Annotated in this window: 13 protein-coding genes; all 13 read right to left on the bottom strand. The window is 45.4% G+C overall.

What is annotated here, in order from left to right:
• Positions 1–14: 14 nt before the first annotated feature.
• On the bottom strand, positions 15–497 hold the full coding sequence (locus MRBBS_RS07830; protein WP_041635163.1) for a hypothetical protein: 483 nt from the start codon (positions 495–497) through the stop codon (positions 15–17).
• Positions 498–579: 82 nt separating this feature from the next.
• Complete coding sequence (locus MRBBS_RS19635; protein ID WP_014870923.1) at positions 580–1,314, bottom strand: LEM-3-like GIY-YIG domain-containing protein; 735 nt, start codon at positions 1,312–1,314, stop codon at positions 580–582.
• Positions 1,315–1,442: 128 nt separating this feature from the next.
• Complete coding sequence (locus MRBBS_RS07840) at positions 1,443–2,111, bottom strand: hypothetical protein (protein WP_041635164.1); 669 nt, start codon at positions 2,109–2,111, stop codon at positions 1,443–1,445.
• 212 nt (positions 2,112–2,323) lie between these two features.
• Positions 2,324–4,378: a UvrD-helicase domain-containing protein gene (locus MRBBS_RS07845; RefSeq protein WP_014870924.1), complete on the bottom strand. Its 2,055-nt coding sequence runs from the start codon at positions 4,376–4,378 to the stop codon at positions 2,324–2,326.
• Entirely contained in the window at positions 4,363–6,327 is a 1,965-nt protein-coding gene (locus MRBBS_RS07850) for an ATP-dependent endonuclease (protein WP_014870925.1), read from the bottom strand. Before MRBBS_RS07850 ends, MRBBS_RS07845 begins: the two co-directional genes overlap by 16 nt.
• A gap of 190 nt (positions 6,328–6,517) precedes the next feature.
• Complete coding sequence (locus MRBBS_RS07855; protein WP_227497602.1) at positions 6,518–6,817, bottom strand: antibiotic biosynthesis monooxygenase family protein; 300 nt, start codon at positions 6,815–6,817, stop codon at positions 6,518–6,520.
• Between the two features lie 113 nt (positions 6,818–6,930).
• Positions 6,931–8,112 (bottom strand): hypothetical protein, encoded by a 1,182-nt coding sequence (locus tag MRBBS_RS07860; RefSeq protein ID WP_014870927.1) that lies wholly within the window; start codon positions 8,110–8,112, stop codon positions 6,931–6,933.
• 99 nt (positions 8,113–8,211) lie between these two features.
• Positions 8,212–8,769 carry a hypothetical protein gene (locus MRBBS_RS07865; RefSeq protein WP_014870928.1) on the bottom strand — a complete coding sequence of 186 codons (558 nt, stop codon included), beginning with the start codon at positions 8,767–8,769 and terminating at the stop codon, positions 8,212–8,214.
• Positions 8,770–8,853: 84 nt separating this feature from the next.
• Positions 8,854–9,543, bottom strand: coding sequence for a RusA family crossover junction endodeoxyribonuclease (locus MRBBS_RS07870; protein WP_041635165.1), 690 nt, complete (start codon positions 9,541–9,543; stop codon positions 8,854–8,856).
• Between the two features lie 286 nt (positions 9,544–9,829).
• On the bottom strand, positions 9,830–10,516 hold the full coding sequence (locus MRBBS_RS07875) for a hypothetical protein (protein WP_014870929.1): 687 nt from the start codon (positions 10,514–10,516) through the stop codon (positions 9,830–9,832).
• Positions 10,517–10,543: 27 nt separating this feature from the next.
• A complete protein-coding gene (locus MRBBS_RS07880) occupies positions 10,544–12,682 on the bottom strand; it encodes an adenosylcobalamin-dependent ribonucleoside-diphosphate reductase (protein WP_014870930.1) in 2,139 nt (712 codons plus the stop codon).
• Positions 12,683–13,041: 359 nt separating this feature from the next.
• Positions 13,042–13,836 carry an ABC transporter ATP-binding protein gene (locus tag MRBBS_RS07885; RefSeq protein WP_014870931.1) on the bottom strand — a complete coding sequence of 265 codons (795 nt, stop codon included), beginning with the start codon at positions 13,834–13,836 and terminating at the stop codon, positions 13,042–13,044.
• A gap of 9 nt (positions 13,837–13,845) precedes the next feature.
• Positions 13,846–14,748 carry an ABC transporter permease gene (locus MRBBS_RS07890; protein WP_014870932.1) on the bottom strand — a complete coding sequence of 301 codons (903 nt, stop codon included), beginning with the start codon at positions 14,746–14,748 and terminating at the stop codon, positions 13,846–13,848.
• Positions 14,749–14,814: the final 66 nt, after the last annotated feature.

Here is a 14,814-nt window from a genome sequence, read left to right on the forward strand (position 1 = left end):
ACTGCTGCGCCTTGTTAAAAATCCTGACCAAGCTTAGCCCAATTCTGAGTGAAATAGGTTTGAATCCCTTTACCAGGCTTGTACCGGGGATAGAGCTTTTGAAACTCGCCATGCGCAGAGCTATAGGAACTATCGTCGATAACGGTAAGTGTTCGAGCAAGGAACAGCAAGGCTAGAGATGGCGCACGAGATTCACCTTGGTTGCAGTGAATAACCAGCTTTTTTCCATCATCCCAGTGCTTCTTTGCAAAATTCAGAAAGCTGGAGAATAGTGCAGGCATAAACAGCGGCAGCGGCGGATCAATAATGTTGAGGTACAGATCTGAACCTTGCTCCAAGACCAAATAGTTTGGATGCGAATTCGAAAGCTTGCCGGTGTACCCAACAGCTCGCTGGTGACACGGGCTTTTGCAAGCATGAACGACTGCTACGTCATTGGAGCCCATCAAACAGGACGTAGCATCGGTTACGAATACTCTCTCATATACTTGCTGCATGCAGACTCCTTGGTATTTTTAACGCCTTGGCTTTGCGTCGCATCGGAGCGCCAGCGTAGGTGCGTCCGGCAACAGCCATTTGTTAGAGCATGGTCCTATTTCCATGAATAGCGAATAGGGTTGGCTGTGCCGAAGCGGTATTCATCGGGTATTCGCCGTCCAACATACATGCTCCATGTTTCGGATGGTGCTTCATGACCGATGAATCCCAATCTTCCAGGTCGATCAGGGCGGCCCGGGAAATTATCGCTTGTAGCTTCCATCCATTTTTCAGAAATATAGGCGCCCCGAATAACTCCCTTTTCAGATGCGAGAACAACTTCTGTTTCTTTGCCCGTTTTTGACTGAGCTTCCAGGCGAATCGTGTCGCTTCATAGAGCGGGCGCTCGGATGCACTCCTGTTTACACTGATCAACAGCGCCCGATGCTCAAAAATCGCCAGCTCCGCGAGGTACTCCCGAACAATCTCATCCGCATGCATTGCACCACGATCACCGCTTTCTTCCCCACCCATAACATTTGTGAGCCCTGGATACGCATCAATAAGTGCAGCTTCTACCTCTTTCGCCATGGATGGCTCCATTCCGTGCCGATGCACAACGTGGGCAACCTCAAAACTAGCAAGACGGATTTCTCTGATTCTTCTCAACTTATCGCCAATTTCGTCTGACTCTTTCCCCAGCTCGTCACGAATGTGAGAATAAAGACGGTTTCCAACACCCCGACCGACGTAAAAAGTCTCACTATTGCGAGGATCGATGAGCCGGTAAACGTAGTTCCTCAGCTTATCAATTACTTCGGACGGAAATTTATCCAAAAGGACTCCTCGAGTCTTCAATATGCAGCAGCTCTAACGCTTGCAGCATGTGCGCCCTTGGAATGGAGCCGAAGGCGCAATGGAAAGGGCGTCGCTGTACCTGCACTTGTTAGGATATCTCCCGATACCTATTTCTCCAATTGGCGCCTCAGAGCTAAAAGATCTTTGATATAAGACTCGAAAGCACCATCGGAGTGAAGTACAAAACACTTTGGATCGCGTGTACTTTCTTCCGCGGTTCGCAAAAAATGTCCATCAGAAAATCTCATGTACCCGCTAAAATTGTTGTCTCGTACTCCATGTACAGCTTCGATAAGATCTGCTGACAGATAATTTCCATATATTCTTAAAACAGCATCTAACCTGCTCATTCCATATGTAATATTCGACGAAAAAATATCCCCCCACGGGCCACGGTCGGGAAGAGTCGTAATATTTTTGGGGTGCTCTAAGAAGCATGTGCGCTGCATCTGAGATAAGCTATAAGGCTCTAGTAAGTCTTTGGCAGAAATGTCTTCTTTGTAATTGCCCCCTTGAATATCCATATACAATGTTTCAATTGGATCAAAAAGTGCATTTAGCGCGCCATTTACTTCGTAAACTACGATAGCATTGATTTTATTCTTGTCAGCCCTTTTAGTATGCAGATCGAACAATGAGAAAGTTGTACTTGCAACTATCACAACGAGAGTGACCCATCCAGTTTTTGTAGGCTTATGGGCATTCTCATCCCATGTGTTACCGACTAATGCAATCAAGGCGGCCATTAGCGCAAATATTATTGGGAAGTATTCCATCAAACACCTTGCGTTATCTATCGAGCGCTGGCTGCAATCCTAACGCTCGCAACAGCGGAAAATTGGGAGCGCAGCGAGTAATTTTTCCGACTGCTTGCGCTTGTTATACGTTACCTGCATCTACTTCGCTATGTCCAAACTCGGCCAGAAGCGGATTTTGAAATCATTGTTGCTCTGATACCTCGATATTTTTAATTGTAAGATTAATTTCGCTATGAGTTCAATGCAATGTAGATAGGATCTTGGAACATAGAAGTGAAATCCTTTTCCTCGTCAGCATCAGAGAGTAGCCGAACCACTTTTAGATTTTTTATAGCCCTCGAACACGCAACATAGAATAACTTCTGATTTTTCCATTTTTTTGTAGCGTCAAAACCGTCTGAATATATACTTCTAAAGTTATATTCGTTGTGCCAAAAATACTCATCAAGAACAACTAAAACATTTTCGATGCCGGAACCTTTAGTTTTATGCATTGTTATGTATTGGGTAAATTCATTAGAATAGTTGTAATAATTCAAAACCTCTTGAAATGGTATTTTCTTAGAGAACAGATCATGAAAGAATATTTCTTTTTTGACTTTTTTATCCAGTTCATCAAATTCGTACTGATTTAAGCTCGGAAGATCATCGCGAATTCGAGCTAAGGTATTCTTTCCATCTTGATACAAACCTTTAAACTTGATGTAGTCAGGATCTTTCAAAACACCATCTAAAAAAGAAGATCTTCTTTCCAAGTAACCAAGATATTTTTCAGATGCCTTGAGAAGCTTTATTTCTATCGCCTTCTGAATGGCTTCGTGAAGACTTAAATCAGATGAAAGAATCGTGTCAAACATGTATTTAACTCTCGCCTTATCGCCAATAGATCTGATTTCGAATTTTTGCTTTTTAAGCTGAGAGATTACCAGATTATAATTAGGCGAAAGATCAGAGAATTCACTCGGCGAGAAAGCAATGCAAAGTTCACATAACTCTATCAATTGTAGCGATGACAAGTTATTTTCAATTGCTTCCTTGTTATCAGTGAATCGTGCATTGAAGATTTCATATAAATTTTCAAATCCAGCATCTGAAGCGATGGATTTATTCGTTAGTTTCAGCAACCTATAACTATTATCCCCATTTAATGCCCTAGATACTAGCTCATCAACAGCCTTGATGTGAGCTGCTTTGTATTCTTGATTTTCTTCTGGCGAAAGCCTCCCCTTTGGCTTTTCTGGAGCAAAAGAATAATATATTTCAACGGTGCCTTGTCTTTTATCCAATGCTTCGTAAGTACCATCTTCAAGCCTCTTTAAGGCAACCTTCTGTTCTAAGGAGTCATCTCGAAGTGAGTTAATAAAATCTACTACTTGTTGTGAACAACGGTAATTATCTTCTTTATCAATTTTTTCGAGAACTTTGCCCTTAACGTAGTGCCCAACATTTCCAATGCCATCACTGTATATTGATTGCATAGAATCACCAAAAAAACCAATCAAGATCCGTTTCTGAAAGGGCAATTTATTCAAGAATATATCAACGATTTTTTCGTTAGTATCTTGGTACTCATCAATGAAAATACAATCAAATTTATCCTGTAATATCTTGGCGATAGTGGGATATTTTGAAAAAACAATAGATGAGATGTCGAGCAGCCCATCATGACCAAAGGTGAGATCCTGAAAACTATTAAAGCGTGTATCGTTATACCGAACACCATCACATTCTTTGTCATCAATCTTCTTTTTAATTTCAGAGTTAAGCGCTGTTATCATGCCATTTAACTGAGAGTTGTAGCCTTCAGGATCTTTGTCATAATCTCTCTTGCCTGTCACTTTTTCAGCTCTTTCTCCCTTAACCGAATAGAGGGAGGAGGCATACTTTTCGTATATTTTTTTGTACTTTTTGTGCTCCCCAGCCTTCATTTCCTTTTCATCGTCTTCGTAATCGCCTAGAGATCCGCGTTCTATTGAATCAAGTTTAAACAAATCATAAATGCAAGCGTGAAGATTTTTCTTGTAATATTTTATAGTGTCGTTCAAGAAAGAGTGAATTGTACTAATTGTGTATCCTTCACCAACCCGCGACTTAATCTCATCAACAGCCAAATTTGTGTGAGTGATACATGCGATTTTCTTACTTGGGTATGTTGTTGATAGGTATTCAAGAGTTCTTTTTAAAAACTCCGTCTTACCACTTCCTGCACCGCCCTGAAGAACAAAATTTTTGTTGTTAGATATGCAGTCTTTAATTTTACCAAAAGGATCTACTTTGCTATCCATTTCAAACCTTCCTCAATATAAGCGGGCATATTCCAAACCACACCTTCTGATAGGGATTGAAAGAGCAAAGATGCCGCAAAATCTGACTTTTTATCTAAGACTTCTTTTGTTAGCTCATAAATATTTGATTCACTATTAAATTTACTTGTATTCTTTAGCCCCCATATTTTGTCTTCGGATTCTTTTATAGAATCTTTCAATTTAGTCAAGTTTACATGGATAAATGCATCTTCAAAGCTTCGCCCATGATAACCATTCTCCTCTGTCTGATAAGAGACCCTAATGTCAGGAAAAGCACATGTTAAATTTGATTCTTTTAATTTTTTAAACCATTTAGGCCAGTCTTTGTCTGAATACTCTGATGGAGAATCCAAATAATGTCTCAGTGAATAATTGCTCGTATATTCACCGTCATTAACTGAGCAGGCCGAATACGACGATCCCAACTTCCTGGTAGTATCTATGTCCGTTATGATGAGTGTTTTGACCCCAAGAAAATTAAGAAATTTTCCGAATGCTTTTGCATTCGCACCGACCTCTAAAATTGAAATATTCTGAGATATAAGTGGCAAGCATTCAGCATTCTCCAAAATCAATTTTTTATCAAGTTGTTGGATGAATAGTGGCAGCAACATTTTTTCAGTAGTGCCTTCGATAAAAATAACTTTGTTTGCAAAAAACAGTTCCGCAGATTGTATGTTTAAATATTGCTCAAGGAATCTAAATTGCTTTGGTTCAGAAGCGTATTCTTTTTCCAGATCAGAATAAAAATTCTTAATTTCAACAACGCCGTCTACAGCTTTTAAATATCTTATATCCTTGAAATTTGAATGGGATACGATATGCGGAGAATGCGAGGTGATTAATGTTTGTAAGCATTTAACATCAGAAAGGATCGATTTTATGTTTTTAGCAAAAACATATTGCATTTGCGGATGTGTATGCGCTTCAGGTTCTTCAATAAATAGCAAATTTAAACTTGAACCACTTTTCTCAAACTTGTCCTTCCTTCGTTCTACCTCAAGCAAAAGATGCAGTATGTTCATATACCCCAATCCGTTTAAATGCTCAGGAAGAACATCATCCACACCGCCATATGTCACAACTGATGAATTATCAAATAGAGCTTTTGATTGAATATCTGACCTAACATTTAGGTTTTCTATCTCAAGAAAATCTTTAGCATTCTTTAGGAAATTCTCAAAAATTGGTTTATATTTAGCTTCTAGCTTCTCATCCATATCCGAGAGTAAAGTATTGATGGAAGAAACATTTTCATCAGGAGTCTCGGAGTCATGCTTACTATTAAAATATGAAGTAGTCAGTGCGGACAAAGGCGCTTTCTTTCGATCTTCTGAGCTAGCTACATTGCGGCGAGCATGAATAACTTCAAAACCAATCAAGCGGTTTACGTTTTTTAGATCCTTCTCAATTAGCTTGTGCCTGAATTTGAATATATATTCACTTCCCGTATAGTCATTGTCATTGTAGGCATATATTTTCGTAATCAGGTATTTTGATAAATTCTTTTGAATGAATTTTAATTTATCATCGGTTTTTACTTCCGATATTTTCTTCAAAATTGATTTTTTATCAATACAACATTCGAAGAGTATCTTTGCTACCTTTATCTCTGGATCAAGGTCTAATATGAAATCAGACAATGTGCTTAAATCGTCATCCTCATCATATTGAATATCCAAGAATAATCGGATAGACAATCTATCAATATCAGTATCATCCGTTAGGGCATTTATGTCTTTTCTTAATGAGATCGAAAAGTCTTCATAATGAAATTTTTTATTTTCGAAAAAGTGTTCGAGAAGAACCAGAATTGAGGTTTTTCCTGTATTGTTTTTACCAATGAGTAGGGAAAGATCTTCTTTTAAATTGAGGGTGGTATCTTTAAGAAGCCTGAAATTCTGAATTTTAATTCTACTGATATACATCTTTAAGCCATCCTATATTGCTCAAAATTAGCAACGTATCTTAATTAACTTATGTCGACTTTGGGTCGAAATCGGACTCACTACACCCACCGTATAACGCTGAAATAAGCGACGACCCGACAGGGGCGTCTGGTGGAGGCCGCAGGCCGGAACGAACTTGATTGACTGGTTACAAAGTAAGAGCACCCGTTTATCCCCGCAGCTCTGGTGAAAACCGATGCTCGATGACTTCATAGTGCTGCACTGAAAGGTCAGGCTCAAGCTCGTAAACCTCATCTTCCGGGTACAAACGCGCCTGTGAAATATCGTGGCCAGCAAATGTGTGGATTGATTCCAGTTTGTCCCAGTACGTGATGAGGGTAAGTTCAATTTTGCCAGTCAGGGAGCGGCGGAAAATCTGAGCACCGAGAAAGCCTGGTGTTGCGGACGAATCCTTGACGCCGGTTTCGTATAAATAGGCCGTGAACCCTTCATTATGGGCTTCAGGCACTCGGCATTTCCATTCCCTGGCGATCATTGGTACGCACTCTCCCTTGCTTTGTAACGCCTTGAATAAGCCGCCGTTTGGAGCGTCAGCGCAAAACGGTCGGCTTGATTCACTTGTTAAGCATTCTCGGTCTTGGTTTCAAATTCCTCAGAAAGCTTATCGAATGATTCACGAAGAGAGTCAATTATTGATCTATAAATAATCGTAAGATCTGACGAGTGCTCAATACCCAAGCGATCACATAAATAGTCTAGCTTTTGCTGAGAACTTTCGTCGGAGCTTAGATGAGAATATGCAACGCGAAAATCGTAGAGAATATAAAAAGGACTCATGATCGAAGCTGCATCGATAGCCGGACAAGACAACTCAATAAATTTCTGCAACCTCTTTATACTTCCCAAACTTTTCGGGTCGCCACCCAAACGCTCTACCAACCTACCCAATGCCTTGTTGTCAAAGGACTCAACATAGATCTTGTTGAGGGTGTCAGCGACGTGCCGACGCTCCTTTTCGGTATCTACAACGGGCGCGTTAAAAGAAATAGAAAGTTCAAGCACTTCATCATCAAGGTGGGCAATCTTTTCATCAAACTGGTTAAAGCAGTTCTCTAGAAACCTTGATCTACTTTTAAAAAGGGAATTTTCTCTCGATAATTCGGTAAAAATGCATTCGATTTGACCATCATAGAATTCAGAACCAATTGAGTGATCCGACTCTACATTTTCTGAGCGAAGATAATATTGCTCTGAATCAGGTAGCTGAGCAATATCACCGAGCCACATTACAACTTTACCATTTTTGTTGATGCCGAACGGGATCGAAAAATTTTCCCCGCGTCTAATTTCACCGTAGGTAGCTGATGCAAAGCTTAGACGGTAAACGGGAGACGCGTTGTACTTTATCAATACTTCACGATTAAAAAATACCGGCGTCAAGAATCCGATATTCCAATGCCTTTTTAGGCCTGGGATGTATTCATAATCATCAGAATCATAGATGAAAGACGCAACCCCATATCCGTAATCTTTATCTGTCTTTTTGCGCGAAACACTTACCCTATCACTCTTTTTCTCGAATGCTTGTTTGTGCAATTCGATAATGGAAAATCTGGATTTGTCTGGCAGATAATCTACTTCACATTTGGTGCAGCGCAATTTGGGAAGATCCTCAATACTAATTTCTACGCCACTAACTATTTCATGGAAATCTGCAAATTGTAGATCGAGATGACCTTGGCAATGACCACAGTATAGTCTTTGGGGCTGACCATCCTTGGGAAACACCTCTGAAATCTCCACTATTACTCCTTGGTACTTAACGCTTGCAGCATGCGCGCCCTTGGAATGGAGCCAAAGGCGCAATGGAAAGGGCGTCGCCGTGCCTGCACTGGTTATGCTTTATTCTGAGCATGACGCTCCGATTTGACTTATTTTTTCACCCACATCAACCTGTTTGATTTCTAGTACTTCTTTGGTAATTTCCCAAAACTGACACGCCAATACCAAAACGTCTTCTGGGGGAACCCTCCCATAGACTCTTAACTTAAAGTCCCCATTTTTATCGACAAGATTAGCAATTTCATCGTAATCAATAAAAATTAATACATCTTGCGTCCAGTAACAATTTGAAGAACTAACACAAGTAACGTCAGAGCTAACCTGACTGACTTTATAGCGCTTACCATCCAGATTCAGCGCGTAATCTGGATCCATAAAATCATTGGTTTTGATGCGTGAATAAATATGGGTATTGACTGTGCCATCCGAAATTAGGAATGCTCTGATGAAAGAAGGGTTTGGCCCAATATTCCTACGATCCACTCCCCAGCGGGTGGATGTGATTTTCCAAGACTTCTCGAACTCATCATATTTCGACTCTGGCTTTGAGTAAGGCAAAGAGGATGCGCAGCCGTTTAACAGTATGGCCGATAAAAATATGTACATTATTCTCAGCATTGCGATTAAATCCCCTCGAGCTCTCGAAAAAGCATAACGCCCAAAGCAGGCGCGGCGCTTTTGCCGTCGCCCTGCCTTTGCTTGTTATACCTTTTCACTAGTTGCACCCAAACATGCAAATTCACTTAGTGACAATAGTTTAAAATCATTGACTCTCGTTCGATGGAACGGTTGCCCTCCACCTAAAAAACCTGCAACTTCCGGGTAGCTTACTCCTAGCTTTTCTAGGATATTTTTGCTCGTCTGATTTGTCTTGAGCATGCCAGCCCATAAAATTTTGGCAGCTGATGGCCAATTCAAATTTACAGGAGTACAAAGTGCTCCATCTAGCTGAATGAAAGCAAGCTCCTCCTTTAAAGAATATTGATCAGCTTGGAATTCAAATTCAAAATGTAGCCGCTCATTGTCTGACTCAATATTACGCCAGCATATATATAACCCTCGTAGCTGGCAGTCATCTATAAAGAAACCATCCGGCCCAGTAAATGCGTCAATTATAGGTTTCAAGCAATTATCAATATCGACTTTTGCATCAGTTTCATATCGATTTTTGGCCGGAAGTAGCCAAGTTACATTAAGTATCAAATCACCTGTTAATAAGTATTTTTTCTCCTTGAGCTGCTCTCTTATTGCATTGATATACTCCTCCCGAACAGCCTTTTTAGATTGCACTGAAGCAGGTGATCCAAGTACCTCAAACTCCGCCTTACCAAACGGCGAAGGTACGGTTCCAGAATTTGCCAACGCTAATTCTTCTATTAATTCATCACTCATATATTGTTCGGTCTACTTTAGGTATAACAGCGTGTTGGGCAGCGCCCTTCATTATTGAATCATCTGACATCTTCGTTTTCGCCCATCACGATTACGCAGTTCCCAGGCAACTCATTCATAAAACTATCCTAAAAACAGAAATTACCACCCTAACATCGTCAAACTTTGTAATATCACCACGCAATAACGAAGCTGCCACGCGATTACTAAAAATACAAGCTGCTATCCAAAAAAAAGGCCCGAAGCAAAACCTCGGGCCTTTTTTTCACTTCACTGCGCTATCAACTTAACCACACTTACTATCACCACAATTCAAGCAAGTTGCACAGCCATCCATCACAATTACCGCTTTGGTGCTGCACTTGCCACAGGTGGTGGCGTTGGGTGGGAAGTCACCGGACGTGTCGTCGTTGGTGGCTTTACTCTGGTTGGCTTCAAAATCAGCCCGCTTTTCAGCCAGTATGCGTTTGGTGTTGTCGCTCATTTCTTCGCTTTCCATCAGGCCAACGGCCTTCAGGTGCTTTTCAATCACGGCACCAATTTCGGCGACCAGTGACGGCATGAACACGCCGCCTTTTTTGAAGTAGCCGCCGTTGGGGTCGTATACCGAACGCAGTTCTTCCACCAGGAAGGTCAGGTCGCCGCCTTTGCGGAATACTGCAGAGATGACGCGGGTGAGGGCGATAACCCACTGGAAGTGTTCCATCGACTTGGAGTTGATGAACACTTCGTAGGGCTGGCGGCTTTCGTGGTCGGTGTCTGCGTTCAGCAGAATGTCATTAATCGTAATGTACATTGCGTGCTCCGCCACCGGCGGTTTGATTTTGTAGGTGGTGCCCAACAAAAACTCTGGCCGCTCGATGTATTCGTTCATCTTAACGAGCGTGCTTTCTACAGCCGGCGCGGGCTGGCTGTTTTCGTCGGCTTTGGTTACCCGATAACCGACGATTTTGTTGCTAATTTTTACTGTCATGTCTGTGTTCCTATGTCGGTTTTCGGATCAATACTTTCCGTAAGTGCCTTCTTTCAAAGCGTCAAACAGGTTAGCGGCGGAGTGAATTTCGCCGTCGTAATCGACCTGTTCGTTACCCTTCAGTTTTACTTTGGTGCCATCGTCCAGGGTGAATTCGTAGACGGTGTTTTCCAAATCGGACTCTTTGACCAGTACGCCTTGGAATGCTTCTGCGTTGAAGCGGAAGGTGGTGCAACCTTTCAGGCCTTTGTCGAAGGCGTACATATAAATGTCTTTGAAGTTCTTGTAAGGGAAGTCTGTAGGCACGTTGGCGGTTTTGGAGATAGACGAATCTATCCACAACTGGGCTGCGGCCTGGATGTCTACGTGCTGGGCCGGGGTTACGTCATCTGAGGTGGTGAAGTAATCCGGCAGTTTTTTATCAGCGTCGTCTGAGAACGGCATGGCGCCCGGGTTGCTCAGGTGGCGGTAGGCCAGCAACTCGAAGGAGAACACGTCGACTTTCTCTTTGGTTTTACGGCCTTCGCGAATGATGTTGCGGGCGTAATGGTGCGAGAAGCTTGGCTCTATGCCGTTACTGGCGTTGTTGGCCAGTGACAAGCTGATCGTGCCGGTAGGCGCGATGGAGGTGTGGTGGGTAAAGCGGCCACCTTTTTCGGCCAGTTGTGCCACCAGCTCCGGTTCTACTTCAGCGATGCGCTGCATGTAGCGGCTGTATTTGGCGTGCAGCACGCGGCCTTTAAGCTTGTCGCCCAGGTTGTAACCGTCGGCTGTCAGCTGCGGGCATTTGCCCAGCAATTTCGGGGTAATTTCGAATTCGTCGTCCATGATCGGCGCCGCGCCTTTTTCTTTGCCCAGGGCCAGGGACTGGCGCCAGCCTTCTACGGCCATTTCACGTACGACGTCTTCGGTGAACACCACGGATTCTTCAGAACCGTAAGGCATACGCAGCATGGCAAGGGTAGAACCCAGGCCCAGAATGCCCATGCCGTGGCGGCGCTTGTACGTAATTTCGTGGCGTTGTTGCGCCAGCGGCAGGCCGTTGATTTCCACAACGTTGTCTAGCATGCGGGTGAAGATGCCAACGACTTTTTTGTACTTTTCATAGTTAAAGCTGGCTTTGTCTGTGAACGGGTAGTCCACGAACATGGTCAGGTTTACCGAGCCCAGCAGGCAGCTGCCGTAAGGGGGTAGGGGCTGTTCGCCGCATGGGTTGGTGGCACGAATGTCCTCGCAGAACCAGTTGTTGTTCATCTGGTTGACCTTGTCGATCAGGATGAAACCTGGCTCGGCGTAGTCGTAGGTGGAAGTCATGATGGTGTCCCAGATGAACTGGGCTTTCAGGGTGCGGTAAATGCGGCAGGCTACTTTGCCTTCGGCGTTCATCGCGTAGTCTTTTACGACCGGGAAGTCACGGTATACAAACTTGGCCGGGTCGGTCAGGTCCAGGTCTTCTTCTTCCACTTCTTTATCGGTCACCGGGAAGGACAGGTTCCAGTCGGCGTCGTCACGTACGGCGTTGATGAAGTCTTCGGTGATCAGCAGCGACAGGTTGAACTGGCGCAGGCGGCCATCTTCACGCTTGGCCTGAATGAAGTCGATGATGTCTGGGTGGTGAATGTCAAACGTAGCCATTTGAGCGCCGCGGCGGCCACCGGCTGAAGACACGGTGAAGCACATACGGTCGAAGATATCCATGAACGACAGCGGGCCGGATGTGGTGGCACCGGCGCCGGCGACGTAGGCACCGCGGGGGCGCAGGGTAGAGAATTCATAACCAATTCCACAGCCGGCTTTGAGCGTCAGGCCTGCTTCGTGGTTTTTCCCCAGAATGTCGTTCATAGAGTCGTTAATGTTGCCACTAACGGTGCAGTTAATCGTAGAGGTGGCAGGCTTGTGCGACTGTGCGCCGGCGTTGGAAATAATGCGGCCGGCAGGAATGGCGCCGTGTTTCAGGGCCCAGGCGAAGTCTTTGTAATGTTGGGCGCGCAGGTCTTTGTTTTCGACTTCTGACAAGGCACGGGCTACGCGCTCATAGGTGGCCAGAATGTCTTTGTCGACGGCGTCGCCGGTTTTGGTTTTCAGCTGGTACTTGCTGTTCCAGATGTCGAGTGATGCGTCTTGCATCGGAATGGTTGTGACTAATGCCTGTGCTTTAGCGTTCATTGCCGCCCTCGAACTGTGTGTGTCGGGAAAAAAGCGTCGCCGCGTACAGCGCGCCATGTCATTACTTTATCAGTGCTTTTGCCAGACGCTCGTGCTGAGCGCCGGGCTGGAAACGTGTGTCTACCTACGACTGTTTTTCTACAACAGATTGCTGCGTAGTCCTACATATAGGTCAGATCGAACGCCAGTATAACAGGATGTAGTGTTTTTAAAAGAAAAGCCCGGCTATGGCCCGGGCTAATATGAGGGTTAAAATCAATGGAGAAGCACTTGCAAAATCGCAATAAACTGAAAACCGAAGAGCTTCAATACGTTGGGGCGGCTGTGTGTTTTCAGATTAGCGCCGTGTAACGGGGAGGTTAGCTCAGTAGGAGGCTGTCGTCGTCCACGGTTAGGCCGCGCTGTTGTTCGAACAGGTTGAGCAGGTCTTTTACTTGCAGCCCTTCGCGCTCTTTGCCGGCAATGTCGAACACCACTTCGCCCTGGTGCAGCATCACGGTGCGGGTGCCTACTTCCAGCGCCTGCTTCATGCTGTGAGTGACCATTAGGGCGGTGAGTTTCTGTTCAGCGATAATATTCTGGGTCAGCTCCAGTACGAAAGACGCGGTTTTTGGGTCCAGCGCAGCGGTATGTTCGTCTAGCAGCAGAATGCTGGACGGTGTCAGGCTTGCCATCAACAGGCTAACGGCTTGGCGCTGGCCGCCAGAGAGAAGACCCATTTTATCGGTCAGGCGGTTTTCCAGGCCCAAACCCAGAGTGGCCAGGCTGGCGCGAAAGTGTTCCCGATACTGTCTTTTCACCGCGGTGCCCAGGCTGCGGTGTTTGCCGCGCTTGATGGCCAGGGCCAGGTTTTCTTCAATCGACAGGCCTTCACACGTGCCGGCCAGCGGGTCTTGGAATACCCGCGCTACGCGCCCGGTGCGTTTGTGGGTGGGCAGCTTGGTGACGTCGATGTTATCGACAAGAATTTTGCCACTGTCGACCAGTACTTCGCCGGCCAGGGCGTTCAAAAAAGTGGATTTTCCGGCGCCGTTACTGCCAATAACGGTGACAAATTCGCCTTGGTTGACGGTCAGGCTCATGCCACGCAGAGCCGGGTTTTCCAGGGGGGTGCCTTCGCCGAAGGTCAGCCGGAGGTCTGTTGCGGTAATCATGGTGCCTCCTCAGGCCTTTCTGCGTTTGAATTTGTTCATCAGTGACACGCGGGCACCGGGCAGAACAATGGCCAGGGTGACCAGAACGGCGGTAATCAGGTTCAGGTCTTGCGCTTTTAAGCCCAGTACATCGGCGTTCAGTGCGAAGGCGATGGCCAAGCGGTAAATGATGGCGCCGACCACGCAGGCCAGCAACGCACGAAATACGCTGGTGGGCGTTATAACCGCTTCACCGCCAATCAGCGATGCCAGGCCGATCACAATAACGCCTACGCCCATGGTGACGTCGGCTGCGCCCTGGCTTTGGGCAAACAGTGCGCCGGCCAGGCCCACCAGGCCGTTGGATACAGCCACACCCAGAATAATCATGCCACCAGTCGCGATGCCCTGGGCCCTGGCCATACGAGCGTTAGCACCGGTGGCGCGCATGGCCAGCCCGATTTCAGATTTCATGAAACGCCAAAGCAAAAACAGCGCGGCACCGATAACGAGGGTGAACAGCAACACCGATACCTGATGATACTCAAGCCCCAAGTTGTACCAGGGGGTCAGCACGGTGTCTTCCATTAACAGTGCCACGTTGGGGCGGCCCATAATGCGCAGATTTATGGAATAGAGCGCGATCATGGTCAGAATAGACGCCAGCAGGTTCAGAATTTTCAGCTTTACGTTAAGCAGGGCGGTTACCGTACCGGCGGCCATGCCGGCCAGTATCGCGGCTCCGGTTGCTAGCCAAGGGTTCCAGCCGGCAATAATCAGCATGGCGGCCACGGCAGCGCCAAGGGGGAAGCTGCCGTCTACGGTTAAGTCGGGGAAGTCCAGAACACGGAATGACAGGTAGATTCCGAAGGCAACCAGGCCGTATATCAAGCCGGTTTCTAATGCGCCGTAAAAGGCAATGTTACTGAGCATGGATAAGGTTCGCTGTTAAAGAAAACGGACAGGTCGGTGTGGTTGCCGCCTGCCCGTGTAAGTCAG

The organism is Marinobacter sp. BSs20148, assembly GCF_000283275.1.
Classification (GTDB): domain Bacteria; phylum Pseudomonadota; class Gammaproteobacteria; order Pseudomonadales; family Oleiphilaceae; genus Marinobacter; species Marinobacter psychrophilus.